The following is a 26,576-nucleotide window of genomic DNA, read 5'->3' as shown; positions in this document are numbered from 1 at the left end:
GGCGCCCCGCGCGGGGCGCCGCGAACCGGCGTGCGGACGGACGCGGGCGCCTCGCGCCGGCGCCCGGGATCAGCGCTCCAGGTCGCCGCGCATGGCCACGAACAGCTTCCCGGCCTCGTCCAGGGTGCTGTCGGGGAACAGGGCCACCGCGGCGGTGCCCTCGTCCGCCCAGCCGCAGATCACCTGGCCGTTCTCGCTGAGGGAGGCCAGCAGGCACTCCACCGAACCACCCAGCGGACCCGGGTCCGCCACCGGCTGGGCCTCGGGCTGCCCCAGCTCCGGATCCCACTCGATGTGCTCGAGCATGCCGCGGAAGAGGTGCTCGCGCCGCTTGTTGGTGTCCTCCGGGACGTTGTCGACGCCCTCGAAGAGGATCGGGTCGCCGCCGTCCGGGGCGGCGAAGTTGCTGACGACCAGCTGCATGCCCTCGCGCATCTCGCCCGGGTCGACCGGTACGTCCGTGATGGCGCCGTCACCGGTGTGCTTGCGCAGGCCCCCCGCCTCCGCCGCGTCCACCAGGGACCGCCTGCCGTCCGGGGCGGCGGACTGCGACGCCTCCGGGGACGCGTCCGCCGACGCGCCGGGCGACGCGGACCTCGAGGCGTCGGCCGCCGGCAGGTCCTCCGGCTGGCACGCGGTCAGCGCCGCCGTGGCCAGTACCGCGACGGCGACCGCCTGGCGCAGAGCGCCCTTCGTTGTCCGGAACACTGTGGTGTACCCCCCTGTCCAAGGCCGTCCGATCGACGACCGCGATCAGTGGACGCGCAGGTGGGCGGGCCCGGTTCCCGCGTTCCGGACACCGCTCGCGCGAGTGCCGGCGGGCTCGTGAGGCTGGCCGGAGTTCCGCTGTCCCCGCCGGCCGATCCGGGGTACGCATGACAGGGGGCCACAGGGCGGGCGGCCGCTCCCCCCTTCGAGGAGAGGGGGCGCCCCGTGCCCACCGAGGCGGACACCGGCCGGCAGCGCGGCACCTCCCGCGGCGCCGCGCACCCGGAACCGCCGCCGGAGCCGGTGGAGGGCGGCTGGTGCGCCTGGGTCGTCGGCGACTGCTGGCTGTGGTGCCTGCGCACCGGCACGGCGGTGACCTGGCTCGGACCGGTGATCTCCTGGGGCACCCACGCCCCGCTGTACGCGTGCGAGGACTGCATCGGCCGGCTGGAGGAGCAGGTGGCCGGCCCCTCCGCCGGGCAGGACGGCGTCTGCTGGCTGTGGTGCGGTCGGGAGGGCGTGCCGCTGACCCCGCTCGCGGAGGTCGAGTACCGCGGGAGGACGACCGTCTTCTCCGCGTGCGGGGACTGCATCGGCCGGCTCAAGCAGCGGGTGCTGACCATGGCGATGGTCAAGGACACGGCGAAGCACTGAGCCCCGCCCGTGGGGGCGGGGCTGCCGCGGGGCACGGTTCAGGCCATGTCCAGGCCGTCCCCCGGATCGTCCTCGGACCCGTGCTCAGGTCGTGCTCAAGCCACGGTCCTGCGCACCGCTTCGGCCACCACGGCGCTCAGGTCGCCGCCCGTCTCCGTGAGGACGGCGCGCTGGACGGCGGCGCCGTTGCCCCGCCGGAAGAGTTCCTCCACCCCCTCCTTGACCAGGGTCAGGTCCCCGGCGTCCGACAGGGCCGGGCCGACGTGGTCCAGCAGGGCGCCCACGACGGTCTCGGCGGGGGCCGGCCTGAAGGTCGCCGGGTGCACCAGGTCGCCGGTGAGCCCGGAGCGGCTTGCCCGCCACCCCGCCAGCCGCAGCAGGCCGACGTCGACCGGCGCGGGCGGCTCGCCCGCGCGCCAGGCGCGCGCCGCGGTCTCCACCAGCGCGCGGACCAGCGCCGCGAGCAGCACCGTGTCGCGGGCGTCGAGGCACACGTCGGCGACCCGCACCTCGACCGTGGGGTAGTTCCGCGCCAGCCGGGCGTCGAAGTAGACCATCCCCTCGTCCAGCAGCGCCCCGGTCCCGATCATCGAGCGCACCCGCTCGTGGTAGTTCTCGGCCGAGCCGAAGACCTCCACCGGGCCGGCCGACGGCCACCGGCCCCACACCCGGTTGCGGTAGCTGGCGTAGCCGCTGTCCTCACCCTGCCAGAACGGCGAGTTGGCGCTCATCGCCAGCAGCGGTGCCAGCCATGGCCGGATCCGGTCCATGACCGCCACGCCCTCCTCGTCGGACTCCACGCCGACATGGACGTGGAGTCCGCAGGTGAGCTGCTCCTGGGCGGTCAGCCCGTACTCCCCGACCATCCGCCGGTAGCGGTCGCCGGGGCTGAGCGAGGGGTCGACCGCCAGCGGCGAGGTGGCCAGCGCCGCGACCTCCGCGCCGACCGCGCGCGCCCGCTGCGACGCCGCGCCGCGCCACCGGCGCACCTCGACCGCGAGGTCCACCATCTGCGTACGGGGGCGGGTCCCGGTCTCCAGCTGCTCCTCCTGCAGCTCCTTCTCCAGTTCCTCGCCCTCGCCCACGGAGGCCAGCACCGCCCCCGAGACGGCCTGCGGCTCACCGCTGTCAGCGCTCACCAGGAGCAGCTCTTCCTCCACACCGACACTTCTCATCGCCACAGCCTCCTCAGGCGGTCGTCCGGTCCAGCGGCTTCCCCGCCCGTGCGCAAGTACGCGGCACAGATCGGTCACACGATCGGGCGGAGCGGGCGAGTCATGAAAGGGCCGGAGGAGGGAAGAAGACCATCCCACCGGCGCGCGCCCGCACGGGCGGCGCGCCGGCCCCCGGAGCACCAGCCCGGAAGAGGCCAGGGAGGACCCGCTTGCGTCTGCGTCACACCCGGCCCGGCGACCCCGGCTACACCCGCAGGCGCCACGGCCGCGGCTTCCGCTACCTCGACGCCGAGGGCCGGCCGCTGCGCGACCCGGCGGAGCTGGAGCGGATCAGGTCCCTGGTCATCCCGCCGGCCTGGACCGACGTGTGGATCTGCCCCAAGCCCAACGGCCACCTCCAGGCCGTGGGCACCGATGCCGCCGGCCGCCGCCAGTACCTGTACCACCCGCAGTTCCGGGCGGAGCAGGAGCAGTCCAAGCACGAGCACGTGCTGGAGGTCGCCGAGGCGCTGCCCCGCATCCGCGAGGCGGTCGAGGCGCACCTGGGCGAGCGCGGGCTGACCCGCGAGCGCGTGCTGGGCACCGCGGCCCGCCTGCTGGACCTCGGCTTCTTCCGCGTCGGCGGCGAGCGCTACGCGGAACTGAACAACTCCTACGGCCTGACCACCCTGCTGCGCGAGCACGCCGGCTGCGCGGGCGGGGCGGTGACCTTCGCCTACACCGGCAAGCACGGCCGGGAGGTGGTGCGGGCCGTGGCGGACCCCGCGACCTTCCGGGCCGTACGCGCCCTCAAGCGCCGCCGCGGGGGCGGGGAGAGGCTGCTGGCCTACTGGGAGCGGCCGGTGTGGCGCGAGGTGACGGGCGAGGACCTCAACACCTATCTGAAGGACCTGGGCGGGGTGGACATCACCGCCAAGGACTTCCGCACCTGGCACGCCACCGTGCTGGCCTCCGTCGCCCTGGCCGTCTCGCGGTTCGCCGACCGGAGCGAGGCCGCCCGGCGCCGCGCGGTCGCCCGCGCCGTCAAGGAGGTCTCCGACTACCTCGGCAACACCCCGGCGGTGTGCCGCGCCTCGTACGTCAACCCGCAGGTGATCGAGTTGTACGAGGAGGGCGTCACCATCGCCCCGGTCCTGGACCGCCTCGGCGACCGGGCCGCCTTCGGGGTGCCCGCCACCCAGGGGGCGATCGAGGAGGCCGTGCTGCGGATGCTGCGCACCGGCCGCCCGCCGGAGGGCTGAGGCGGGCGGCCGGCGGCCGGCGGGGCTCAGGTGCGCGAGGCCACCCCGCACTCCCCCTCGGCCAAGTTCTCGATCGGCCGGCTGCGGTCGTAGGGGTCGCTCTCCGGGCCGGTGGGCGCGGGGCCGGCGTGCGGGTCCGGGTCGGTGAGGAACTGCGGGTGGATGAAGCCGTCGTGCTCGTCGCACGCGTCGTTGGCGATGTCCGCGTTGTACTCGTACAGCCACAGGGTGCCCTCGGTGTGCTCCCACCCCGGCCCGTGCAGCACGTCGACGTCGAGGACGCGACGCACGACGGTGCGCGCCACCTCGCGGCCGCCCCCGGCTCTGACCAGGGGGTAGACGAAGGTGTAGTCGGCGTGGATGCGCGGCACGCCCTGTTCGCCCTCCGTCACCTCCATGCGGCCGCGCACCTTGACCACCTCTCCGGCGAGGCGGACCTCGTCCCGGTCGAAGCGGGTGAACAGCCAGACGGGGTCGTTCTCCTCGGTGGGCTTCTCCAGGGAGGTCCGCACCTCCGTGATGAACTCCCCCATCAGCGGGTCCAGCAGGTCCAGGGCCCGGGACGGCTCGGCGCCGTGGAGCACGTCGCGGTCGAGGTTGGCGGCGACGAGGAACTCCTTGGTGCGCTTCAGGGCGGCCCGGATCTCGGCGGCCGGTACGCCGCCGACCGCGGTGGCCTCCGGCAGCTCGATGGCGTCCGCTCCCCCGGCCCACCGCCGGGCGGGCGATCCGGCGAACGGCTCCGCGGCCACCGGCCGGTCGGGGACGAGCTCCTCCTCCGGCGCGGCGGCGGGCGCCGCGGTCTCCGCCGACAGCGGCGCGGGCACCTTGGCACCGTCACCGGGCATCCAGGAGCGTACGAACGAGGGGTTGAGCGCGTAGAGCAGGGCGAGGGCGGTGACGCCGGCGCCGAGCGCCAGGCCGGCCCGGCCGGCCGCGCCTGCCGCCCTCCATCTCCCGCCAGGCGGGGCCGGTGCGCCAGCCCTCGGGCTGCCACGGTTCGGGCGGCGGCTTCCTGCCCCAGCGGCGGGTGCGCCGCCCCCGGGCGGCGGCGCTCGACGGGGTGTCCGACGGAATGTCCGACGGGGTCTCGCGCCCGCCGGCGAACCGCCGCCGCTCCTCGTCCGGTGCGGCCGGCCGCCCACCTCCCGGCTCGTCGGCGTCGTTTCCGGGGGCGGGCGGATGGAGGGGCATGGCGCTGCTCTTCCGTTCTTCCGGTCACGCGTCGGCGTGAAGGCGATCAACAGGAAGGGCCATTCCTACATGTACGTGCAGCGCGCATACAAGGGTCGCACGGAGGAGAGCGATGATCTCGTGACCTCGGCCGCGGGACGCCGCCCGGCGCGGCCCGCGGCCGAGGTCAGAAGGAGTCGCGCAGCGCGAGCAGGAAGGGCTCGGTGTCCTGCACCGGCAGGGCCTGGGTGACCATGCGGTCGAGGGCTTCGAGGTAGGCGGTGACCTCGGGGCGCTCGTCGATGTAGACGGCGCCGGTCAGGCTCTCGGTGTAGACGACGTCCGGAAGCTCCGGATAGCTGAACCGGAAGAGCTGGAAGGGGCCGAACATGCCGGGGTGGGGTCCCGCGTCGAAAGGCATGACCTGCAGGCTGATGTTCGGCTTGGCGGCGGCCTCGACGAGCCGGTCGATCTGGTTCCTCATGACCTCGGCGTCGCCGACCGGCCTGCGCAGCACCTGCTCGTCCAGCACCACCCACAGGCGCGGCGCGTCGGGCTTGGCCAGGAGCTGCTGCCGGCCCATGCGCAGCGCGACCCGGCGGTCGAGCTCCTCCTCGTCGGCCCGGGGGAAGCCGGTCCGCAGCAGGGCGCGGGCGTACTCCTCGGTCTGGAGCAGACCGGGGACGCAGTGCGGCTCGTAGGAGCGGATGAGGAAGGCTTCGCTCTCCAGGCTGACGTAGAGGCTGAACCAGTCCGGCAGGACGCTGCGGAACCGGTGCCACCATCCGGGTCTGTTGGCCTTGTCCACCAGGGCGAGGAAGGCGTCGATCTCCGCCGCCTCGACCCCGTAGCTCTCCAGCAGCGCCTTGACGTACAGCGGGCGCAGGCCCACCTCGGCCTTCTCCATGCGGCGGACCGTGGAGGTGGTGACGCTCAGGACCCGGGCGGCTTCCTCGAACGACTTCCCGGCGCGTTCCCGCAGGTCACGCAGGCGTAGACCCAGGACGATCTGCCCCACGGTCGGCGCCGACCGTGACTCGCCCATGGTGTCTCCCTTCCCGCCCACGCCTCGCAGGCAGAGCAGTGTGCCACGACCCCGATGACACAGCCAGACTGTCGTTTAAATCTTGCAAATTGCAGAACTCTTCTTGCCTTTTGTGGACGCCAATGAGCATAGTAGCCGGGTGATCCAGTTCACGACGCGGCCGCACCAGCGTCGAACCGTCCCGGCACACGGGCCGTCCCGCTCCCCCCGCGGGGCCCGTGCACTCACCGTCCTTCCCTGCCGGGGCGCGCTGGATGCAGTGACTGGTCAGCGGGCGTTCCCGAGCGCCGGTGCCCCGCGCGGGCCCGGCGCCGCACACGGGGCACCGGCCCCGACGCCCACCGGCGTACGAAAGGCGAGCCACTGATGGCTCTTCTCCCCCACTCAGCGCGCACGGCATCCGTGCTGCCGGCCGTGCACCCCCCGCGACCGCGGCTTCGGGCGGAGTTCGAGGTTCCCGCCCAGCGCTCCTCCGTGGGCGTGGCCCGGCACCTGCTCGCGGAGTGGCTGCACCGCTGGCGCTGCCCGCAGGGCGTCGTCGACACGGCGCAGCTGGTCATGTCGGAGTTCGTCACCAACGCCGTGATCCACACCGTCAGCGACAGAATCTCCTGCCTCCTCCAGCACGGCGAGCGGCGGCTGCGCATAGAGGTGCGCGACCAGGGCACCGGCGCACTCGGCCTCGCGGCGCACTCGGCGGACGTGGACGCGACCAACGGACGCGGACTCCAGCTCGTCGACGCCCTCGCCGAGTCCTGGGGGGACGTCCCCGTGGCCCACGAGCGGGGCCGCCTGGTGTGGGCCGAGCTGAGGCTGGACGACGCGTAGCGGCAGGGCGCCACCACGCCGTCACACACCGCCACACTCCGTCACGCAGTGTAACAGGCTGCCCCGGGCTCCCGCCCGCGCTCCCCTCCGCCGCGCCTCACTCGGCGGTGGGCACGTCCGGCGGTGTGCCGTGCCAGACCGTGGTGACGTTGCAGAACTCGCGGATGCCGTGACCCGACAGCTCCCGTCCGTAGCCGGAGCGCTTGGTCCCGCCGAAGGGCATCGCCGGGTGCGAGGCGGTCATGCCGTTGAAGTAGACGCCGCCCGCCCGCAGGTCGCGCACGCAGCGCTCCTGCTCCTCGCGGTCGCGGGTCCAGGCGTTGGAGCTCAGGCCGAAGGGGGTGTCGTTGGCCACCGCGATCGCCTCGTCCAGGTCCGCCACCCGGTAGAGGGTGGCCACCGGCCCGAAGGTCTCCTCCCGGTGGATGCGCATCCGCGGCGTGACGTCCGCGACGACGGTGGGCTCGTAGAACCAGCCGGCCGGGTGGGAGGCGGGCCGCCGCCCGCCGCACAGCACGGTGGCGCCGCGCTCGCGGGCGTCCTCGACCAGTTCCTCCAGGTCGGACCTGCCCCGCTCGCTGGAGAGCGGACCGATGTCGGTGGACTCGTCCATCGGGTCGCCGACCTTCAGGGCCTTCATGCCGTCCACGAAGAGCCGGGTGAACTCCTCGTACACGTCCTCGTGCACGATGAAGCGCTTGGCCGCGATGCAGGACTGGCCGTTGTTCTGGGTCCGCGCGGCCACCGCGACCTCGGCCGCCTTCACGACGTCCGCCGAGGGCAGCACGAGGTACGGGTCGCTGCCGCCCAGCTCCAGGACGGTCTTCTTGATCTCGTCACCGGCGACCGAGGCCACCGAGCGTCCGGCGGGCTCGCTGCCGGTGAGCGTCGCGGCGGCCACCCGGTCGTCGCGCAGGATGCCCTCGACGGCGCCGGAGCCGATCAGCAGGGTCTGGAAGCAGCCCTCCGCATAGCCCGCGCGGCGGAAGAGGTCCTCCAGGTAGAGCGCGGTCCGCGGCACGTTCGAGGCGTGCTTGAGGAGGCCGGTGTTGCCCGCCATCAGCGCGGGCGCGGCGAAGCGGATCACCTGCCACAGCGGGAAGTTCCAGGGCATCACCGCGAGGATCGGGCCCAGCGGACGGTAGCGCACGTACGCGGTGCTGCCGCCGCTGTCCTCCACGTCCGCCGGCGAGGGGTGCTCGTCGGCCAGCAGCTCCTCGGCGTGGTCGGCGTACCAGCGCATCGCCTTGACGCACTTGGCGGCCTCGGCGCGGGCCTCGGTGATGGGCTTGCCCATCTCGGTGGTCACGGTGCGGGCGATGTCGTCCCGGTCCTTCTCCAGCAGGTCCGCCGCCCGGCGCAGCAGCTCGGCCCGCTCGGCGAAGCCGGTGGTGCGGTACTCCTCGAAGGCGGCGCGGGCGCGTTCCAGCCGTGTCTCGATCTCCTCCGCGCCCAGGGCCTCGAAGGTCTGCAGTGTCTCCCCGGTTGCCGGGTCGGTGGTCGAGATGGGCATGGGTCCCTCCTGGGGGTGATGGAGGCGGTGCGGCCCGCGGCCGACGACTGTTCCGTTCGCTTCCGTTCGCTTCCGTTCGCGGGAGCGCGTACCCGTCCGCGGCGGTCTCAGTCGGCGCACGGCACGCCCCGGCGGGAGACGGGCGCGGGTCCGGGGCGTGCCGCGGGCCGGGCGGAGGGCGGTGCCGGGTGGCGCGGGAGCCACCCGCGGTGATGCCGTCGGCCACCGAGGCCCCGTCACCAGTGCCGTCCGTGCCGCCCGCGCCCGGCTCGGCGCACACGTCGGTCTGGATCAGGCCGTGGACGACGTCGCCGCTGCCGTGGTTCACCGTGGCGTTCAGGCCGGTCACCGTGCCCTCGCCGAGCCCGGTCGTGCTGCCGCTGCGCCGCCCCCGCATGCCGACGCTCGCCTCGGCCACCCGGGTGACCTCCCGTACGACGCCGTTCTCGAGGCCGACCGTGCCGGGGGCCGCGGCGGCCGGGGCGTCGTACGCCACCGGCGCGAAGTCGCTCACCGGGAACCACGACTCCACGACGGTGCCGAGCGGCCGGCCGCCCGCGGCGTCGGCCGACCGGGTCCGCGAGGCGTTGCCGCAGTGGCCCGCGGTGAGGAAGGCCGGTGCGCCGCCGGGGGTGACGTCGAAACCGAGGGAGCAGCCCGTACCGCCGGTGTTCCCGGTGAGGGGCCGGAACTCGCCCGCGGACCGTCTGACGGTCACCCGGTCACCCAGCGCGTCGGCGGCCCGCCGCGGCGTCTCCATCCGGTCGCCGGTGACCGTCCGGTCGGCGACGACCACGACCCTGTCGGTCCTGGGGTCGATCGGCCAGGCCGTCCCCGGCACCGGGGCCCTGTCGCCGAGCGTGCGGACAGCGGCCCTCAGCTCCGCCGTGCTGTTCTGCACGACCACCGCCCGGGCGGCCTCCTCGTCCAGGACGTTCACCGCCGGACGGCCGCCGCCGTCGCCGTCGTCGAAGTACCGGCCCGCCCCGGCCGTCGCACCGGTCCGCTTGTTCACACGTCGATGGCTCAACTCACCGACCTCCACCGCGGGGCGGGCCGGCGGGGCGAACCGCCGGCCCGGGGATGCCGTACGGCCCCGCGCCCGTCCGGGCGCGGCGGGACTCACGACGGGACAACTTCCGGTACCCGGTGGGAGGGGCGGGCGCGGTGGAGGGTCCGGGCCGCCCGACCGCCCGGCCGCTAGTAGCTGATCTCCACGTAGTCGATGTCCGTGAACTCCACGACCAGGTCGGGCGCCCGGCGGCCGCCGTCGCGGAAGTAGACCTCCTGCAGGCCCTCCGCGACGATGTCCCGCAGCTCCCCCTCGCTCGCACCGGCCGCTCGCGCGTCGAACAGGCGACGGGCGTAGGCGGGCGGGAGGTGCTGGGTGACGCGGCGCATCCGGCTGTCGTCGGTGGAGCCGGGCGCGGCGGTGAAGCCGAAGCGGGCACGGGCCTCGACGGCGATCCCCGTGCTGGTGGCGGCCCTCCTCTCGGCGCGCTGCCGGACCCTGGGCTGCCAGTCCTTGCGGACCTCGCGCTCCAGGGCCTCGGCGAGGGCCTTCGGCGGGTGCTTGCGCTGTCCGGCCAGATAGCGCTGGACGGTGCGCTGGGACACCCCCAGCCGCTGGGCGACGATCCTGGTGGAGCCCTTGGCCTGCCGCACCAGGAACCGCATGCGCGCGCTCGCGGAGCTGGGGATGGGACGGGTGAGGACGTTGCGCTCCGCCGCCTCGAGCCCGTCGCCGACCTTCCCCACCGGTCACTCCCCCTCCGCGACGGCGTCGACGCCGTCCTTGATGTGGCGGGCCGGGTTGTGGCCCGCCGCCATGAGTTCCAGGGCCCAGGCCAGGGGCCGGGTGCCCTCGTGCTTGACCATGCCCGGCGAGACGCCCAGCCGGAACGTGCCCGGGGCCGGCCTGCCGTCCTCCGTGCGCGGCAGGACGTCCAGCGGGGACGGGCCGCCGCCGGGGTAGACGACGCAGTCCGACAGCACCGCGAGCGGGTACAGCCCGGCGGTGGCGGCGGTCCTGGCCATCTTGCGGTGCATGTTGACCCGGGCGGTGGCGATGACGGCGGCGCGGATGTCGGGCCGCCAGGTGGGGCGTTCCAGCGCGGGCCACCGCTCGCCGGGCCGGTAGCGGACGCCCTGGGGGCGCTCGCGGAGCTTGCCGATGCCGCTCTTGACCGTGGCCTTGACGGCGGACAGCACGGCGGCCTGGCCGCGGTCGGCGTCCCGGTGGCGCTCCATCGCGGCGAGGAAGGCGGCGCCGTCGAGGTCGGAGGTGACGCCGAGGGCGGCCATCGTCTCCAGGTAGGCGGCGCGCAGCCGGGCGTGCCAGGGATCCAGGTACGGGCCGCGGTCGGGCCGCACCCACGCCTCCAGCGGCCGTACGGCGGCGCCGAGTTCGACGGCGTAGGCGACGGTCGGGGTGGCGTACCAGGCCGGGCCCGCGGGCCGGCCGCCGTGCGGGGTGAAGGGGCTCGGCAGCCGGGGGTCGAGCTCGACGTGGGAGAGGTCGACCAGCCAGCAGCCGGGCAGCTTCCTGTCGAAGTCGGGCGCGGCGACGTGGACGGCCGGTCCGAGGCCGACCGTCAGACGGCTCGCGGCGGCGAGGAAGGCGGTGTTGACGTCGATGCCCACGGCCCAGGGCCGGGCGCGCTCGTCGGCGGTGAGCAGGGCGGGGTCGCGGACCCACTCGTACGCCTCCTCGTCCAGCACGTCCGTGGCCGGCCGGCCCGCGGCGACGGGGTGCTCGTCGGGCGCCTCGGGCGGGGCGGGGTCCACGGGGACGGTGAGCGAGCCGGGCACCGGGGCGGAGACCCACGCGCCGGTGGCCTCGTCCCGCACGGCGCGGGTCGGCGGGCGCACGCCGGTCATCAGCTCCAGGCCGCAGACGGCGGTGGAGCCGCACGGGGTCAGGACGCGGGACGCGTAGTCGCCCAGCAGCCGGGCCAGTTCGGCCGGCGGGAAGCCGTCGGCGCCGCCCCAGGAACGGGGGTCGAGCGCTCCCCAGGGGAGGACGGCGAGCTGGACGCAGTGGCGCCGGCCGGCCTGCGCGGGCCGGTAGACGCGCGCCCAGGGGCCGAATCCGCGCCGGGTGAGCTGCCACTTCGCCCTGGTGAGCTGCCGTACGACCGGGTGGGAGTCGGGCAGGCGCAGACCCCGGCGGTCCTCCAGCTCCGCCGGGAGGCCGAGCAGTTCGGCGGCGGCGCCGGTGAGGACGACGAGCGGATCGGCGTCCCGGCCGGAGCGGTGCAGCCGGGGGGCGCCGAGCCCGGCGCCGGTCAGCGCCCAGTCCGCCAGCTCGGGGACGGTCCGCGCGGGGCAGGCGAGGGTGCGGCCGTCGGCGAGGTGCGCGGTGCCGTCCCCGTCCAGTACGGCGAGCGGCCCGCCGGGGAAGCGGGCGTCGGGCGCCGCGGGGGCGGGAGCGGCGCTGCGGGCGGTGGCGGGGGCCCGGCGCGCGGACGGCGCCGGCTCCGGCCGCCGCGGCGCGGGGGCGGGTACGGACGCGGGCCGAGGCCCGGTGGGAAGCGCGGGTGAGGGCGCGCTGAGGCAGAAGCCGCCGATGTGCCGGGGCCGTCCCGCCGCGCGGTAGGGCGTCGGCCTCCCGCACAGCACGCACGCCCGGGGCGGCCCGGTGACGAGCTCGCCGTCCGCGGTGCGGTCCGCCTCGGCCGGGGTGGCGGCGGGCGCGGTGGCAGCGGGCATGGTGACGGTGGTCGTGGTGGGGGCGGGCGCGTTGGCGGCGGGCGCGGGTGCCGGGTCCGGTGCCGACGGCTCCCCCGCGCCCGCCGGGTACTTGGCGGCCCAGCCCTCCAGCAGCCGTGCGTACGCCTCACGCTTCGGGGGACGCGGGTCGCTGCGGCCGGTCTCCCAGCCGACCACGGTCTCCCGCCGCACCCCGAAGACCTCCGCCAGTTCGCCCTGGGTCACCCCCGCGGCCCCGCGCAGCCGCTTGCGCTCGGCGGGCGGCGGGAGCTCGTTGGGGCGGGCCAACAGGGCGTCGACCGCGGCCAGCAGCTGATCCCGCTCGTTGGGCATGGGGCACCTCCGCGTCCGAGACTAGCTTTCCGCGCACCCCTGTCCGCACACCGGCCGCGCCTCTCCCCGCCCCGGCCGTGCCGTGCCGCCTCCCCCGGGCCGAGGGCTTGGAACGGAAGATCGGAACGGCGGTACGGCGCCGCGTCCGGCGCCCGGCCCGAGGCCCGGCGCCGGCCCCGCCGGGCGGCGCTGAACGGATCTCCCCGGCACCGCGCGGACACGGTCCGGGCCCCGTCCCGTGAGCGGCGCCGAGCCGCGCCGGGAACACCGGTGTCCCGCGCGGGAGCGGGCGCTCCACCGGGCCGCCGTGCCACCCACCACCGCGCGCGACAACCCCGCGGGTCCGCCGCGCGCGGTGGAGGAGCGCCCTTGCGTTCCTGTGTCCGGCTGTGTCCGGGCCGAGGGGCGCAGGGACCGTGGTGCGCCCCCGGCCGCGGGCGCCGGTCAGCGCTGGGTGAGCCTCAGCCGCACCTCCACCTCCTGGTCGCCGGAGATCCGGGGCTCGGCCGTCACGTCGTAGAAACCGGCGAGCGCGTCCTGGACCTGCCGCACCGCGTCGGGGCCGCCGCTGAGGCCGGCCTCGACCGGTTCCTCGAGCCGCAGCGTGCACCGCACCTCACCATGGGTGCGGACGTCGACCGTGCCCACCCAGAACTTCCGCTGCCCGCCGTCCTCCCCGGGCCCGCCCTGGCCGTTGCCCAGCTCGGGCGATTCCGGGAACGCCGACCTCAGCACGGCGAAGACGGCCGAGGCGTTCGAAGCGGTGCAGTGGGGCAGCTCGACCTCGACGAGGCACGCCCCTTCCTTGGTCTGTCCGGTCTGTTCAGTGCTCATAGCCCCACCTGTACCCCGGTGCGGGCGATGGTCACAGGCTGTTCCGGCCCGTTCGGGCCCTGTCCCGGCGCACGACCGGACCGCGGGGGCCGCCAACGGCCTTGCCGCGCTCGCCGCACGGGCGCGACGGCCCACGGCACCGCTCCCGCGCGGCCTCGGAGCACCCGAGCCGGCTTCTGTCCCAGGTTGCACACGCCCCCCGGCCGGTGCGGGGTGGGCGCCTCGCCGGGCTCCCGGCGGACGGGCGCGATCCGCCCGTACGGCTCTTGGAGCCTCACCCGGCCGGGCCCGGCGTGATCCCGCGGCCGCGGAGGTAGTCGGCGCGGGGCTGCGTCGAGGAGCCGTCCAGTGGCGCCCAGCGGGAGGGGATCCCGAGGGAGGGTTCGGGGACGGCCCGGGCGCACACCCGGAACTCGACGCGGCAGTCCCCCAGCGGCTCGGCCGGGCCGCAGGGGCCGCAGGGGCCGCAGGGGCTCTCCTCCCCGCCCCAGCCGAGGCTCCCGCACGGCACCTCCGGGTGGTGATCCTCCCGGCGGTACCGCCGGGAGGAGCCTTCCGGGCCGTCGTCCAGCACCAGCGTGGCCACGCCGCCCACCGACCGCGAGCACCGCCCGCCCGGCGCCCGGGACCAGCTTCGTCCCGCGCGACGCCACGGCCCACCCCACCTCACGGGAAACCCCGCCGAACGGCGGCGTCACCACCTGGGGACTCAGTCCGACACCGCCCGCAGGACCTCCGCCTCCTTCCCGGGGGCCAGCCCGACCGCGGGACGGTCGGGGCGCCGGGGCGGCTCGCCGCCCAGGCCGCGCAGCCAGGCCCAGGTGTCGGCCACGGTCTCCCCGACAGGGCGGCAGCGCAGTCCCGCCGCGACGGCCCGGGACACGTCCCCGCGGTGCACGGCGTCGTGGAGCTCGCCCGGCGGGGCCCACACCGGCAGGTCCGTCCACGGCCGGACGCCCGCCGCGAGGATCGGCTCGGGATCGGTCCACCGCAGTACGGCGCCGGAGCCGGTGACGCGCACGCAGCTCTCCAGCAGCTCGCCCATGGTGGTGTGGCCGGGCGGGCTCACCAGGTTGTACGCGCCGCCCAGGCCGCGTTCGGCGGCGTCCAGCGTCCAGGCGGCGAGGTCGCGGGCGTCCACGTACTGCAGGGCGAGGTCGCGGGGGCCGGGCGCCAGGACCTCCCCGCCCCGGGCGACGCGCAGCAGCCACCACGGCAGCCGCCCGATGTTCTCCCACGGGCCCAGGATCAGTCCCGCCCGCACCAGCAGCCCCCGGTCGCCGAAGGCGGCCTCGACGGCCAGTTCCCCTCCCCGCTTGGCCCTGGCGTAGCCTGCGTCGGCGTCGCCGTCGGGCGGGGCGTCGGGTGGGGCGTCGACGAGCGGGCCCGTCTCGTCCAGGCCCGCCGGGGCCGGGAAGGAGTACACCGAGCGGCTGGAGACGTAGGCGTAGTGCCCCACCCGCGGGGCCAGGAGCGCGGCGGTGTCGCGGACCGCGGACGGCGCCCCCGACCAGGTGTCGACCACGATGTCCCAGCCGCCGGCCGCCGCCGCCTCCTCCAGAGCGGTGAGCCCGCCGCCGGCCGTGCGGTCGCCCCGCAGCGCGGCGACGCCGGGCGGCGGGGCGTGGCGTCCCCGGTGGAAGACGGTCACCTCCCAGCCGCGCGCCAGCGCGTCCTCGGCGACCGCCCGGCCGACGAACTCCGTTCCGCCCAGCACCAGAAGTCTTCTCATGGGGCGAGCGTGCCCGCCCGGGCCGCCGGACGGAACAGCCCCACGCTCTCGGCGGAATCGCCGAGGGCTGAACCGGGCCGGGCCCGGTGGGGCCCGGCCCGGTCCGGTGTCACCTCACGCGCCCGTAGCGCACGCTCTTGGTCCAGATCCTCTCCTTGCGGACGGTCTTGCCCGGCTTCGGAGAGTGCCAGATCCGTCCCTCACCGGCGTAGATGCCGACGTGGTAGACACTGCCGCCCGAGTGGAAGAACACCAGGTCGCCCTTCTTGCGGGACTTGGCGGAGATCTTCTTCGAGCGGTTGTACTGGGCAGCCGCGGTGCGCGGCAGCTTCTTGCCCGCCTTCTTGTACGAGTACTGGGTGAGTCCCGAGCAGTCGAACCGGCTGGGGCCGGCGGCGCCGTACCGGTAGGGCGCACCCTTCTTGGAGGCCGCGACCTTGAGCGCCTTGCTCGCGGGGGTGGCCGCCTCGGCCTCGGGGGTGGCGGACGGGATCAGCGTCGTCCCCGCCAGGGTGGCGGCGGTGACGGCGGTGGTGATGCCGGCCCGGGACAGCAGACCCGGTATGCGTGCGTGCGCAGACATGAGCGAACCCTTCGTCATACGCCTGCGAAAGATGACCTGTCGGGTTCGGGCTGGCGAAGTTGCCCGGCCACGCGGTGTGGCTTCACCCCAAGGGCCGCGTCGTGCGCGGCCCGTCTTGCTCGGGTCTCCCGCTCCTGCCGATTCGTCATGGTCCGTTTCTCACCCGGGCGGCGGCAGGATTCGGCGTCCGTCCGGGCGGCCCCGCCCTGCGGCGAGGACTTGCAGTCGTCTACGGATACTGCGTCAAAAAGAGTCCGGATTGGACGATCAGAGATCTTTTGTGAACATGCTCACTTCCGCTCCGGCCGGGAGGCGGGCTCCTGCCCCGGCGGGCCCGGCGCCCCGTGAAGAGGCCTCCCACCAGCGGTTGTTGGGCGCTCCCCGGACGCGTGACGGCGCTTCGCGGGGCGATTCGGCCCGCCGCCGCAATCAGCCCGAATGGCTGCCGTCGTGTCGGGTGAACCCGGCGGAGCGCGGGGCGTCGCGGAGGGCCGGCCGGGGGTGCGGGACCGCGGAGGAGGGAGCGTCAAATGTGCCGGGAGCGGATGCGGTCAGCGGCGGCGAGGACGTCCGCCGCGCCGGAGAGAACCTCCCGGGCCGGGCCCGTCAGAGCTCCGTGGGAGGCGTCGACGCCCTAGCCGATGGCGTGCGTGTGGGCGACGGCCGTGGCGCCGGCGAACCGGGCGTTGCCGGCGGGCAGCGGCCCGAGCGGGACCGGGGCGTGCGGCAGGGCGGCGGTGCGCGGGGCCGGGCCGGGGTCGGCGCCCGGCCGCGGCGGGTCCACGCGGTGGTGGGCGACGGCCGCGACGAGGGCGGAGAAGTCGGGGATCGCCGGCTGGTCCCGGGGATCTCCCCGTGCCGCTGCGGCAGCCCGGACACGTCGATGCGGACGACGGGCGTCACGGTGTGCTCGGGCCCCCACTTCAGGCGGCCCGCCCCGGAACTCCCCGCGGGGTCCGTCGTCGGGGAGCGCTCGGCGAACACCTCGGGGAACGCCTCCGCGGCGGGGTCGGAAAGGGAGCGGCGGAAGACCTCGGCCGCCTCCTTCAGGGCGCGGCGCCGGACGGTGCCGGGCTGTGCCGAGCGGTGCCGGCGGCGGTGGCCTCGCGCACCGGCGCCTCCCTCGTCGTCCCGCGCTCCCGGGCGATCCCCCAGGGGGTCCTGAGGCTCCCGGTCGCTGAAGTCCACGTTCGGGGCCGGCGTGTCCCCACGGCACTGCGCCGGTGCCGGTGCCGGTGCGGCGATCACCTCAGCTCACAGCCGCGCCGGTCCGGTACCGCCGGGCGGCCCGCCGCGGGGGCGGCGGCCCCCGCGGCGGACCCGGGGGTCACCGGACGTGCACGCCCGAGATCGTGCGGGCGATCACCAGGCGCTGGATCTCGCTGGTGCCCTCGAAGATCGTGTAGATCGCGGCGTCCCGGTGCATGCGCTCCACCGGGTACTCCCGGGTGAAGCCGTTGCCGCCGAGGATCTGCATCGCCTGGGCCGTGACGGCCTTGGCCGTCTCCCCGGCGAACAGCTTGGACATCGAGCCCTCGGCGCCCTCGAACGGCCTGCCCGCCGCCGCCATCCACGAGGCCCGCCACACCAGCAGCCGGGCGGCGTCGATGCGGGTGCGCATGTCGGCGAGCTGGAAGGCGACGCCCTGGTTGTCGATGATCGGGCGGCCGAACTGCACCCGGGTCCTGGCGTACTCCAGGGCGACCTCGTAGGCGGCGCGGGCGATGCCCACGGCCTGGGCGCCCACGGCCGGGCGGGACGCCTCGAAGGTGGCCATCGCGGCGTTCTTGCCCCTCTCCCGCCTTTCGGCCGGGGACGCCCCCGAGCCGCTCTTCCGCGCCCGCTCGCGGGCGCGGGCCAGGCGCTCGTCGAGCTTGTCCTTGCCGCCCAGCAGGCAGTGGCCGGGGACGCGGACGTCCTCCAGGACCACCTCGGCGGTGTGGGAGGCGCGGATGCCGTGCTTCTTGAACTTCTGGCCCTGGGACAGGCCGGGGGTGTTCGGCGGGACCACGAAGGAGGCGTGCCCCCTGGAGCCGAGCTCGGGGTCGACGACGGCGACGACGACGTGGACGTTGGCGATCCCGCCGTTGGTCGCCCAGGTCTTGGTGCCGTTGAGCACCCACTCGTCCTTGGCCTCGTCGTAGACCGCGCGGGTGCGCATGGCCGAGACGTCCGATCCGGCGTCCGGCTCGGAGGAGCAGAAGGCGGCGACCTTCACGTCGTTCGCGTCGCCGTACATCTGCGGGATCCAGGTGCCGATCTGCTCCTCGGTGCCGTTGGCGAGCACGCCGACGGCGGCCAGGGAGGTGCCCACGATCGACAGGCCGATGCCGGCGTCCCCCCAGAACAGCTCCTCCATGACCATGGGGATGCTCAGGCCGGTGGGGTCGAAGTACTGCTGGGCGTAGAAGTCGAGCGAGTAGAGGCCGATCTTGGCCGCCTCCTGGATGATGGGCCAGGGGGTCTCCTCGCGCTCGTCCCACTCCGCGGCGGCGGGGCGCATGACGTCGGCCGCGAAGCCGTGGATCCATTCCCGTACGGCCTTCTGGTCGTCGTTGAGGTCGAGCGCGAACTCCGCCATGGAAGCTCCTCCATCCGTTGTTACTAGCGGTAACGTGAATATGTTACCGGCCAGTGCGGTGTCAACCTCCCGCCGCCGGTGCCCTCCCCCGCCGCCCGCGGGTGTTACGTTGCGCTCAGGTGACGGCGAGGCGTCGCAGCAGGGTCGGGGAGGCCGAGGACATGGAGACCACACCGCGGGAGGACCAGCGCAGCGCCACCGAGCGCCGCCGCCGGGAACTCCTGGAGGCCGCCGAGCGCGTGGTGCTGCGCGACGGCCCCGGCGCCTCGATGAACGCCATCGCCGCCGAGGCCGGGATCACCAAGCCCATCCTCTACCGGCACTTCGGCGACAAGGGCGGGCTGTACCGCGCCCTGGCCGTACGGCACACCGAAGCCCTGGTGGACGCGCTGCGCGCCGCCCTGGACGCCCCCACCGACCGGCGCGAGCGCGTGGAGGCGGCGCTCGACACGTACCTGGCCGCCATCGAGGCCAGGCCGCAGGTCTACCGCTTCCTGATGCACCCCGCCGAGGAGCCCGGCGGCGAGCGCGGCTTCGACGTCGGCCAGTACTCGGCCCCGCTGCTGCGCAGGCTCGGCGAGGAGCTGGCCACGGTGATCGCCGAACGCGTCGACCTCGGCTCCGGCGGCGCGGAGCGGGCCCGGGTGTGGGGGCACGGCATCGTCGGCATGATGCACGCGGCCGGCGACTGGTGGCTGGGCGAACGGCCTTGTCCCCGGGAGCGACTGGTGGGCCACCTGGCCGACCTGCTGTGGGGAGGTCTGGCCACGGCGGAGGACCTGGCCGGCGGTCCCGGTCTCTGAGCCGCGGGCGGCGCCGGCCCCAGCCCCCGTCCCTAGCCCCCGTCCGGCGCGGACCACGGCGCCGGACGCACCGCGCGCAGCACCCGGCGGCGCCGCCGCTCCGTGAGGCGGTCGGCGTACACGCCCCCGTCGAGGTGGTCGCACTCGTGCTGCAGGCAGCGGGCGAAGAAGCCGGTGCCCTCGATCCGCACCGGCTCCCCCCTCCTGTCGTACCCCTCCACCACGGCGCGGTCGCGGCGCTCCACCGCCGCCTCCGCGCCGGGCAGGGACAGGCAGCTCTCCGGGCCGCGTACGATGGCGCCGCCGGTCTCCACCAGGCGGGGGTTGACCACGTGGCCCAGGTGGCGGCGGTCCTCGTCGTCGGGGCAGTCGTAGACGAACACCCGCACGGGGACGCCGATCTGGTTGGCCGCCAGCCCCACGCCGTACGCGGCGTACATCGACGCGAACAGGTCCTCCACCAGCCGGGCCAGCTCCGCGTCGAACGACGTCACCTCCGCGCACCGCGTGCGCAGGGCCGGATCGGCCGGCAGCCGCAGGGGATGGACAGAGCCGGAACTTCCGGGAATGGTGCCGCGGTGCATGGGCGTCACTCTACGCCGTGTTGATCATCCCGGGGTGGCGCGATTCGGGGCCGGGAGCGGACCTCGGTAGGCTGATCCCCGATCCAGGGGCAAGGAGGGACAGGACGATGGCAGGCAACACGGAGCCGCTGCCGCCGCGGGCCAAGCTGGCCGTGACGGCGGGCAAGGCCGCCGCGGCGGTGTCACGGGCCGCGGGCCGCGGCAGCGGGTCGGTGATCGGCGGACGGGTGGCTCTCAAACTCGACCCCGACCTGCTGGCCAAGCTCGCCCAGCACCTGGACGTCGTCCTGGTGTCGGCGACCAACGGCAAGACCACGACGACCCGGCTGATCGCCGAGGCCCTGCGGGCCGCCGGCCCGGTCGTCTCCAACGCGCTGGGCGCCAACATGCCCGCCGGCATCACCGCGGCGCTCGCCGGCAGCGGCGACGCGCGCTACGGCGTCATCGAGGTGGACGAGAAGTACCTCGCCGCGGTCGCCCGCGACGTGGCGCCCAAGGCCATCGCCCTGCTCAACCTCTCCCGCGACCAGCTCGACCGCGCCGCCGAGACCCGGATGCTGGCCGAGCACTGGCGCGAGGGCCTGTCCGGCTCCAAGGCCGTGATCGTGGCGAACGCCGACGACCCGCTGGTGGTGTGGGCCGCCTCCTCCTCCCCCAACGTGGTGTGGGTGGCCGCCGGACAGGAGTGGAAGGACGACGCCTGGTCCTGCCCGGCGTGCGGCGGCGTGATGCAGCGCCCCGGGGACGACTGGTTCTGCGGCGAGTGCGGCTTCCGCCGGCCCACCCCGAGCTGGGCCCTGTCGGGCGACCACGTGCTGGACCCGCACGGATCGGCCTGGCCGATCCGCCTCCAGCTCCCCGGCCGCGCCAACAAGGCCAACGCCACCACCTCCGCGGCCGTCGCCGCCGCCTTCGGGGTGCCGCCCCAGACGGCGCTGGAGCGGATGTACGCGGTGACCGCGGTGGCCGGCCGCTACGACGTGGTGTCCTTCCAGGGCCGCGACATCCGGCTGCTGCTGGCGAAGAACCCGGCGGGCTGGCTGGAGACCTTCTCCCTGATCGACGGCCCGCCCGCCCCCGTGATCCTGTCGGTCAACGCGCGCGGCGCGGACGGCACCGACACCTCCTGGCTGTGGGACGTGGACTACTCCCGGCTGGCCGGGCACCCCATCTGCGTGATCGGCGACCGCAAGCTGGATCTGGCGGTCCGGCTGGAGGTCGCGGGGGTCGACTTCCAGGTCTGCGAGAACGCCGCCGAGGCCGTACGGCAGTGCCCGCCCGGCCGGATCGAGGCGATCGCCAACTACACCGCCTTCCAGGACCTGCGCCGCATCGTCGGCAACTGACCCCGAGCCCTTCGAGACAGGCCGGAAGAGACGGCCGGAGACACGGCGAGGATGCGAGCGAGCATGAGTGAGAGCGGCCTGCGCGTGGTGTGGGTCTACCCGGACCTGCTGAGCACCTACGGCGACCAGGGCAACGTGCTGGTGGTGGAGCGGCGTGCGCGGCAGCGCAGGCTGGGCGTGCACCGGATCGACGTCCGTTCCGACCAGCCGATCCCCACCTCCGGGGACATCTACCTGGTCGGCGGCGGCGAGGACCGGCCGCAGCGGCTGGCGGCCGAGCGGCTGCGCCGCGACGGCGGACTGAACCGGGCCGTGGACAACGGCGCCATCGTCTTCTCGGTGTGCGCCGGCTACCAGATCCTGGGCCACGAGTTCATCAACGACCTCGGGCAGCGCGAGCCGGGCCTGGGCCTGCTGGACGTCACCAGCACCCGCGGCGAGGGCGAGCGGTGCGTCGGCGACGTGCTGGCCGACATCGACGAGCGGCTGGGCCTGCCCCAGCTGACCGGCTTCGAGAACCACCAGGGCATCACCCACTTGGGCCCGACCGCCCGGCCGCTGGCCCGGGTCCGGCTGGGCAGGGGCAACGGGACCGGCGACGGGACCGAGGGCGCCTGGAACGACACCGTCTTCGGCACCTACATGCACGGCCCGGTGCTGGCCAGGAACCCCCAGATCGCGGACCTGCTGCTCAAGCTGGCCCTGGACGTGAACGCGCTGCCGCCGGTGGACGACCGCTGGTACGAGGCGCTGCGCGCCGAGCGGATCGCCGCGGCCACCCAGCCCGCCTGACCGGACCGCCCGCGCGGCGCCCGTACGGGCCCCTGCGGGACCGCCCCCGGCCGGAGTCCCGGACGGGGGCGGTTCTACCCTGGTCCGAGCGGATCGGCACGAATCGGGAGAGCTGCGGATGGACCACGACGGACACGGCACGATGGCGGAGCTGCCGCCGTTCACTCTCGGACGTGGTCTGGAGCTCTCCCCCGAGCCGTTCTTCCTGGTGGGCTGTCTGCTGGCGCTGGCGCTCTACGGCTGGGGCGTCGTCCGGCTGCGGCGGCGCGGCGACACCTGGCAGGCGGGGCGCACGGTCTCCTTCGCGCTGGGTGTGCTGACGGTCGCGCTGGTGATGTGCACCGCGCTCAACGACTACGGCATGGTGCTGTTCAGCGTGCACATGGTGCAGCACATGGTGATCAGCATGCTGTCGCCGATCCTGGTGCTGCTGGGCGCCCCGGTGACGCTGACGCTCCGCGCCCTGCCGGCCGCCGGACGCGGCCGCAGGGGGCCGCGCGAGATCCTCGTTGCGGTGCTGCACAGCCGGTACATGCGGGTGGTCACGCACCCGGCGTTCACCATCCCGATGTTCATCGCGAGCCTGTACGCGCTGTACTTCACGCCGCTGTTCGACTTCCTGATGGGGTCCAAGGCCGGGCACATCGGGATGATGGTGCACTTCCTGGCGGTCGGGCTGGTCTTCTTCTGGCCGATCATGGGCGTGGACCCGGGACCGCACCGCCCCGGCTACGTGATGCGGATGCTGGAGCTGTTCGCGGGCATGCCCTTCCACGCGTTCTTCGGCATCGCGCTGATGATGGCCGGCGAGCCGCTGGTGGAGGCGTACGCGAACCCGCCCGCCTCCCTCGGGGTCACCGCGCTGTCCGACCAGAACGCCGCGGGCGGCATCGCCTGGGCGTTCAGCGAGATTCCGACGGTCATCGTGCTGATTGCCCTCGTCTTCCAGTGGTACTTCTCCGAACAACGGCAGGCTCGGCGGAGCGACCGGGCCGCTGACCGCGACGGCGACCGGGATCTGAACGCGTACAACGCCTACCTGGCGTCGCTGCAGGCCCGCGGCCAGTAGCACTCCGGGCCGTGGCCGGACCCGGACGGGATCCGGGCCGCGGCGGCGCGACGGTCGCGGCGATCCGGGCACCGGTCCGACCTACTCGGGAGGAAGGTGTGAGTGATGCCGGAGACGGCGAAGGCCATGACCGTCACCACGGTGACCGCTCTGGTGCTGGTGACCGCCTACTCGGTGGCGCTGGGCGGCAGCGGCTGGCTGTGGCTCGCCTGGGTGGTCCTGGGGCTGGTGACCCTGGGCATGGCGACGACGAAGGAGCGCTGAGGAGCGCCGAGGGGACCGCCGGGCGGGACGCGTACACGCCCCGCCCGGGGCTCCTCGGGGCTCGGGCCCCGGGGCTCAGAAGTCGAACACGGCCCCGGTCTGCCGGATGAGGGCGCACTCGTTGGGGAACTCCGACTGCCAGCGGATCCGGCTCTCCCGCCAGGTGCCCGTCGCCTCGGCCACCACCGGCTCGTGCTCGTTGGTGCAGTTCTGCTGACGGCCGGAGAGCGCGCGCAGCTCGCCGCCGGACCGGTCGATGTCGCGGCAGGCCTCGGCGGCGCGGGGGTGGGGGCCGCCGCCGGTGTCCGGGCAGACCAGCAGCACACCGCGCGTCCAGGTGTCCTTGGCGTCGGAGATGGTCAGGAAGACCTCGCCCCGGGCCGGCTCGGGCTCGGGGGCCTCGGCCCGGACGGCGGACGCCGGAGCGAGGGTGAGGAGCGCGGCGACAGCCGCGACGGCGGTGGCACGGGGACGCGGAAACATACGGGCCTCTCCTGGGAGCGGGGCTCTGGACGGGGTGCGATCGCGCGGCCCAGACCACCGCGCCGGACCGGGGCGGTCAAGGCACCGCGCGGCACCGGGCCGGGCCCCTCCCCCGTCCGGCCCACACCGCTCCCTTTCGCCGGGCACCCCGCTCCCGGCCGGCTCCCCCCTTCGCCCCCTTCGCCGCCGTACCGCCGCCGGCCCGTCCCCGTCAGGAGGCGAGGACGGCCACGCTGCCCAGGTAGACGGCGAGCAGCAGGATGCCGTCGAACCCGAGCCGCAGCCAGCCGCGCTTCTGCCGCACCAGCATGCCGCCCAGCAGCACGGTGGTCATCACCAGCGAGGCGCCGGTGAGGAAGAGCTGGTCGGGGCCGGCCTCGTGGAACAGGGAACCGCCGCGGAAGAAGAGGTCGCCGACGGCAAGGTTGAGCACGTCCAGGCAGTTGCCGCCCACGATGGCCGCTATCGCCAGGACCACCGCCCCGCGCCGCACCGCCGCGACCGCCGTCACCGTCTCCGGCAGCGCGTTGACGCCGCCCATCAGGACGGCGCCGACGAAGCCCGCGTTCAGCCCGGTCGCCTCCAGCAGGCTCCCGGCGGCCCGCGCGACGGCCCAGCCGCCCGCCATGACCAGGCCGGCGACCGCCAGGAACTCCCCCCACAGGCTGCGGCTGCCCCGCCCGGCGAAACGGTCCTCGTCCGGCGTGTCCGCCACCGTCTCCCGGGTGCGGACCGCACGCCACATCGGCTCCTCCTGGTCGCGGATCAGCCGGATCCCGCCCCAGTAGAAGGCGGCCAGCGCCAGGGAGGCCGGGTGCACGCCCAGCAGCGTCACGTCGGGGCCGAAGGAGGCCATCAGCACCAGTCCGAGCAGGGCTATGAGCAGGCAGCCGAACAGCACGTTGGGCAGGGACGCGGCGGCGTGCTCCAGATTGACCCTCCGGTAGGAGGCGTCGGCGACCACCACCGCCAGGGTCTGCGCGGCGATGCCGCCCACCGCGTTGCTGTACGCCAGGGTCGGCTGGCCGTCCGCCGCGCTGACCGCCGTCATCACGATGCCCGACAGGGAGGTGATCAGCCCGAAGAAGACCGCGCCGAACAGGGCCTCGCCCCAGCCCGTCCGGTCGGCGAGGGTGTCCCCCAGCGCGGCGAGCCGGACGCTGCACACCACGGTGACGGCAGCGGCCACCAGGAAGATCACGACGGCCCAGCCCAGGCTCCACGATCCGGTCCAGGCCGCGAACATCTCCGCTCTCCTTGTCGTACGCACGTCAGGGTCCTCTGCCTCGTGCCCCGACCGACCGCGAACAGACCACCGGAAACAGCCGGGCGCGGTCGCGTGGTGAACGGGGGGCCGCCCCCGTGCCGAAGGGGAGGGAAAGCCCCTCGCCGGGGACGCATCGCCCGCTCGGGGGCGGTTTTCGGCCTTTCCCGGCCTGAGCGCCTCGACGCGGCCCGGACGTGTTCCGGCATCCCCTGTATTTCTACAGCTATGTAGAAATAATGAGGGAGGCGCGGGTCTCCCCGCCGCCCGCGGACACGCACGCCTCGCGGGAGGACGCGGCGCGGTGGGCGACGTCCCGTGAGGCCGCAGCCACGGGGCGCCGCTCGGCCGGACGGCGGTCCACCACCCCCGCATCCCGCTCACACACCGTCAGCCTGGGAGGGCGTACATGGCTTCGACCGACCTGGACCAGGTGCTGGACCAGGCGTTCGGCGTGAAGACCGTGGCCGACCTGGCCGGCCTGAAGGACGTCCGCTGGGCCCAGGCCCTGGCCGCGCTGGACGACGCGGCCAGGTGATCCCGGGGACCGCGTGGCGCCGCGCGGGCGCAGCCCCTGCTCCCCCGCGCGGCGCCACACGCCCTCACACGCACACGCGCAGGCACAGGAGAACGCCTCGATGGTGTTCAGACGACTGCTCGGCTCGCTCGGCGTGAGCGGCCCCACCGTGGACACGGTCCTCGGCGAGGGCGCGGCCCTGCCCGGCGGCCCCCTGTCCGGGCGGATCCGCCTCAAGGACGGCAGCGCCGGCTTCGACATCGAGCACATCACCCTGGAACCGGTCGCCCGCGTCGAGGTCGAGGGCGACGAGAGGAAGAACGAGGGCGGGATCGCCTTCGAGGGCTTCACCGTCGCCGAGGGCTTCCGCCTGGCCGAGGGAGACGCCCGTCACCGAGCTGCACGGCCGGCCCCAGGGCGTCGTCCTGGGGGTACCGCACCGAACTGTCGGTGGCCGGCGCGAGGGACAGGGGCGACCTCGACCCGCTGTCGGTGCGTCCGCTGCCCGCGCAGGAGGCCGTCCTGGAGGCACTCGGGCAGCTCGGCTTCGGCTTCAGGTCGGCCGACCTGGAGTACGGGCGCATCCACGGCGCCGGCCGGGCCCTCCCCTTCCACCAGGAGATCAAGTTCACCCCCGTCCGCGGTACGCGCACGCGGCCGACGAGATCGGGGTGACCTTCCTGGCCGGCCCCGGCGGGATGGAGGCCGACAAGCGCGGCGGCCCGCTCTCCGGCGGCCACGACGCGCTCACCCCGCTTCACCGTCGGCCACCGGGACACCCTCGACTGGAACGCCGAGGTGGACGCCTGGGTCCGGCAGCTCGTCGAGCACCGCGCCGCGCACGGCGCCCACGGCCACGGCGGGCACCACGACGGCCACCGGTCCGGCCCCGGCATGGGCACCGCCGTCGCCGCCGGCACCGCCGGACTCGCGGTCGGCGTCGCCGGCGGGATGGTCGCGGCCGAGGTGGGCGACTTCTTCGAGGGGGACGAGGAAGAGGGCTGAGGCCCCGGAAGCGGCGCGTTCCGCGACGCGAGCACGGCGATGTGCGGGCTCGCGTCGCGGCGGCGGGCGGCACGGTCGCCCCGGCCCGTCGGGCGGGTCCGGATCCCCGGCCGTTACAGCGGGGTGGCCGCCTTCAGGACGAGGAACAGGGTGACGGCCGAGTTCGCCGAGGACAGCGCCGAGACGGTGGTCCCCGCCGCGGCCGTCCAGGCCGCCAGCCCCGCCGTGGTGAACACCGGCGGCCAACTGCGCGCCGCCGGAGCCGGGCCCAGCAGCGCCGCCACCCGCCGCGGCACCGGTCCGGCCGCGGCGAAGTGGGCCCATGCCGCGGCCGGACC

The 26,576-nt window shown here is 75.0% G+C and carries 24 protein-coding genes, 4 pseudogenes and 1 riboswitch; of the genes and pseudogenes, 10 read left to right on the top strand and 18 right to left on the bottom strand.

Annotated features, from left to right (window positions below):
* Window positions 1-69 precede the first annotated feature (69 nt).
* Window positions 70-708: a hypothetical protein gene (locus tag QC029_RS27685; protein WP_279558563.1), complete on the bottom strand. Its 639-nt coding sequence runs from the start codon at window positions 706-708 to the stop codon at window positions 70-72.
* A gap of 225 nt (window positions 709-933) precedes the next feature.
* Here QC029_RS27685 and QC029_RS27680 point away from each other — a divergent pair, with 225 nt between their 5' ends.
* Window positions 934-1,362: a hypothetical protein gene (locus QC029_RS27680; RefSeq protein WP_279558562.1), complete on the top strand. Its 429-nt coding sequence runs from the start codon at window positions 934-936 to the stop codon at window positions 1,360-1,362.
* Window positions 1,363-1,457: 95 nt separating this feature from the next.
* On the opposite strand, the gene QC029_RS27675 is transcribed toward QC029_RS27680, so the two are convergent.
* Window positions 1,458-2,537, bottom strand: a complete 1,080-nt coding sequence (locus QC029_RS27675) for a glutamate--cysteine ligase (protein WP_279558561.1) — start codon at window positions 2,535-2,537, stop codon at window positions 1,458-1,460.
* Between the two features lie 209 nt (window positions 2,538-2,746).
* Between QC029_RS27675 and QC029_RS27670 the strand changes: the two genes are divergently transcribed.
* Entirely contained in the window at window positions 2,747-3,778 is a 1,032-nt protein-coding gene (locus QC029_RS27670; protein WP_279558560.1) for a DNA topoisomerase IB, read from the top strand.
* Between the two features lie 26 nt (window positions 3,779-3,804).
* Here QC029_RS27670 and QC029_RS27665 read toward each other — a convergent pair whose 3' ends face one another.
* A complete protein-coding gene (locus tag QC029_RS27665) occupies window positions 3,805-4,626 on the bottom strand; it encodes a hypothetical protein (protein ID WP_279558559.1) in 822 nt (273 codons plus the stop codon).
* 512 nt (window positions 4,627-5,138) lie between these two features.
* Entirely contained in the window at window positions 5,139-5,996 is an 858-nt protein-coding gene (locus QC029_RS27660; RefSeq protein ID WP_279558558.1) for a helix-turn-helix transcriptional regulator, read from the bottom strand.
* A 414-nt stretch (window positions 5,997-6,410) separates the two neighbouring features.
* On the opposite strand from QC029_RS27660, the gene QC029_RS27655 reads away from it, so the two are divergent.
* The gene (locus tag QC029_RS27655) at window positions 6,411-6,824 is read left to right on the top strand and encodes an anti-sigma regulatory factor (protein ID WP_279558557.1); all 414 of its coding nucleotides are present in this window, start codon (window positions 6,411-6,413) and stop codon (window positions 6,822-6,824) included.
* 97 nt (window positions 6,825-6,921) lie between these two features.
* Here the strand turns inward: QC029_RS27655 and QC029_RS27650 are convergent, their stop codons facing one another.
* From QC029_RS27650 to QC029_RS27610, 10 genes and pseudogenes are all read right to left on the bottom strand, one after another.
* Entirely contained in the window at window positions 6,922-8,337 is a 1,416-nt protein-coding gene (locus QC029_RS27650; RefSeq protein ID WP_279558556.1) for an NADP-dependent succinic semialdehyde dehydrogenase, read from the bottom strand.
* Between the two features lie 739 nt (window positions 8,338-9,076).
* Window positions 9,077-9,238 (bottom strand): annotated as a pseudogene (locus QC029_RS31240) (S1 family peptidase); the annotation flags it as partial.
* A 299-nt stretch (window positions 9,239-9,537) separates the two neighbouring features.
* Complete coding sequence (locus QC029_RS27645) at window positions 9,538-10,095, bottom strand: XRE family transcriptional regulator (protein ID WP_279558555.1); 558 nt, start codon at window positions 10,093-10,095, stop codon at window positions 9,538-9,540.
* Window positions 10,096-10,098: 3 nt separating this feature from the next.
* Complete coding sequence (locus QC029_RS27640) at window positions 10,099-12,381, bottom strand: helix-turn-helix transcriptional regulator (RefSeq protein ID WP_279558554.1); 2,283 nt, start codon at window positions 12,379-12,381, stop codon at window positions 10,099-10,101.
* A 444-nt stretch (window positions 12,382-12,825) separates the two neighbouring features.
* Window positions 12,826-13,215, bottom strand: coding sequence for a hypothetical protein (locus QC029_RS27635; RefSeq protein ID WP_279558553.1), 390 nt, complete (start codon window positions 13,213-13,215; stop codon window positions 12,826-12,828).
* Window positions 13,216-13,489: 274 nt separating this feature from the next.
* Entirely contained in the window at window positions 13,490-13,801 is a 312-nt protein-coding gene (locus QC029_RS27630; protein ID WP_279558552.1) for a hypothetical protein, read from the bottom strand.
* 123 nt (window positions 13,802-13,924) lie between these two features.
* Window positions 13,925-14,947: an NAD-dependent epimerase/dehydratase family protein gene (locus QC029_RS27625; RefSeq protein WP_279558551.1), complete on the bottom strand. Its 1,023-nt coding sequence runs from the start codon at window positions 14,945-14,947 to the stop codon at window positions 13,925-13,927.
* Between the two features lie 109 nt (window positions 14,948-15,056).
* Entirely contained in the window at window positions 15,057-15,530 is a 474-nt protein-coding gene (locus QC029_RS27620; RefSeq protein ID WP_279558550.1) for a C40 family peptidase, read from the bottom strand.
* Window positions 15,531-15,534: 4 nt separating this feature from the next.
* A riboswitch (cyclic di-AMP (ydaO/yuaA leader) is annotated at window positions 15,535-15,688 on the bottom strand.
* A 368-nt stretch (window positions 15,689-16,056) separates the two neighbouring features.
* Window positions 16,057-16,433: pseudogene (locus tag QC029_RS27615) on the bottom strand (toxin Doc).
* 424 nt (window positions 16,434-16,857) lie between these two features.
* Window positions 16,858-18,111, bottom strand: a complete 1,254-nt coding sequence (locus QC029_RS27610; RefSeq protein WP_279558549.1) for an acyl-CoA dehydrogenase family protein — start codon at window positions 18,109-18,111, stop codon at window positions 16,858-16,860.
* 161 nt (window positions 18,112-18,272) lie between these two features.
* Here QC029_RS27610 and QC029_RS27605 point away from each other — a divergent pair, with 161 nt between their 5' ends.
* Complete coding sequence (locus QC029_RS27605; RefSeq protein ID WP_279558564.1) at window positions 18,273-18,914, top strand: TetR family transcriptional regulator; 642 nt, start codon at window positions 18,273-18,275, stop codon at window positions 18,912-18,914.
* Window positions 18,915-18,946: 32 nt separating this feature from the next.
* On the opposite strand, the gene def is transcribed toward QC029_RS27605, so the two are convergent.
* Window positions 18,947-19,498, bottom strand: coding sequence for a peptide deformylase (gene def, locus QC029_RS27600; protein ID WP_279558548.1), 552 nt, complete (start codon window positions 19,496-19,498; stop codon window positions 18,947-18,949).
* Between the two features lie 107 nt (window positions 19,499-19,605).
* Between def and QC029_RS27595 the strand changes: the two genes are divergently transcribed.
* From QC029_RS27595 to QC029_RS27580, 4 genes are all read left to right on the top strand, one after another.
* Entirely contained in the window at window positions 19,606-20,844 is a 1,239-nt protein-coding gene (locus QC029_RS27595) for a MurT ligase domain-containing protein (protein ID WP_279558547.1), read from the top strand.
* 63 nt (window positions 20,845-20,907) lie between these two features.
* Window positions 20,908-21,636, top strand: a complete 729-nt coding sequence (locus tag QC029_RS27590; RefSeq protein ID WP_279558546.1) for a type 1 glutamine amidotransferase — start codon at window positions 20,908-20,910, stop codon at window positions 21,634-21,636.
* Window positions 21,637-21,754: 118 nt separating this feature from the next.
* Window positions 21,755-22,705, top strand: a complete 951-nt coding sequence (locus QC029_RS27585; RefSeq protein WP_279558545.1) for a cytochrome c oxidase assembly protein — start codon at window positions 21,755-21,757, stop codon at window positions 22,703-22,705.
* A gap of 105 nt (window positions 22,706-22,810) precedes the next feature.
* Window positions 22,811-22,969 carry a hypothetical protein gene (locus QC029_RS27580; RefSeq protein WP_279558544.1) on the top strand — a complete coding sequence of 53 codons (159 nt, stop codon included), beginning with the start codon at window positions 22,811-22,813 and terminating at the stop codon, window positions 22,967-22,969.
* Between the two features lie 75 nt (window positions 22,970-23,044).
* On the opposite strand, the gene QC029_RS27575 is transcribed toward QC029_RS27580, so the two are convergent.
* Window positions 23,045-23,452 carry an SSI family serine proteinase inhibitor gene (locus QC029_RS27575; RefSeq protein WP_279558543.1) on the bottom strand — a complete coding sequence of 136 codons (408 nt, stop codon included), beginning with the start codon at window positions 23,450-23,452 and terminating at the stop codon, window positions 23,045-23,047.
* Between the two features lie 211 nt (window positions 23,453-23,663).
* Window positions 23,664-24,698, bottom strand: coding sequence for a sodium:calcium antiporter (locus QC029_RS27570; RefSeq protein WP_279558542.1), 1,035 nt, complete (start codon window positions 24,696-24,698; stop codon window positions 23,664-23,666).
* Window positions 24,699-25,125: 427 nt separating this feature from the next.
* On the opposite strand from QC029_RS27570, the gene QC029_RS27565 reads away from it, so the two are divergent.
* Window positions 25,126-25,254 carry a hypothetical protein gene (locus QC029_RS27565; protein WP_279558541.1) on the top strand — a complete coding sequence of 43 codons (129 nt, stop codon included), beginning with the start codon at window positions 25,126-25,128 and terminating at the stop codon, window positions 25,252-25,254.
* Window positions 25,255-25,354: 100 nt separating this feature from the next.
* Window positions 25,355-26,238 (top strand): annotated as a pseudogene (locus QC029_RS27560) (sporulation protein).
* 113 nt (window positions 26,239-26,351) lie between these two features.
* On the opposite strand, the pseudogene QC029_RS27555 reads toward QC029_RS27560, so the two are convergent.
* A pseudogene (locus QC029_RS27555) lies at window positions 26,352-26,576 on the bottom strand (M56 family peptidase); the annotation flags it as partial.

Source organism: Streptomyces sp. DH37 (assembly GCF_029813835.1).
GTDB lineage: Bacteria > Actinomycetota > Actinomycetes > Streptomycetales > Streptomycetaceae > Streptomyces.
The sequence above is the reverse complement of the archived record's forward strand: the minus strand, read 5'-3'. Positions and strand labels throughout refer to the sequence as shown.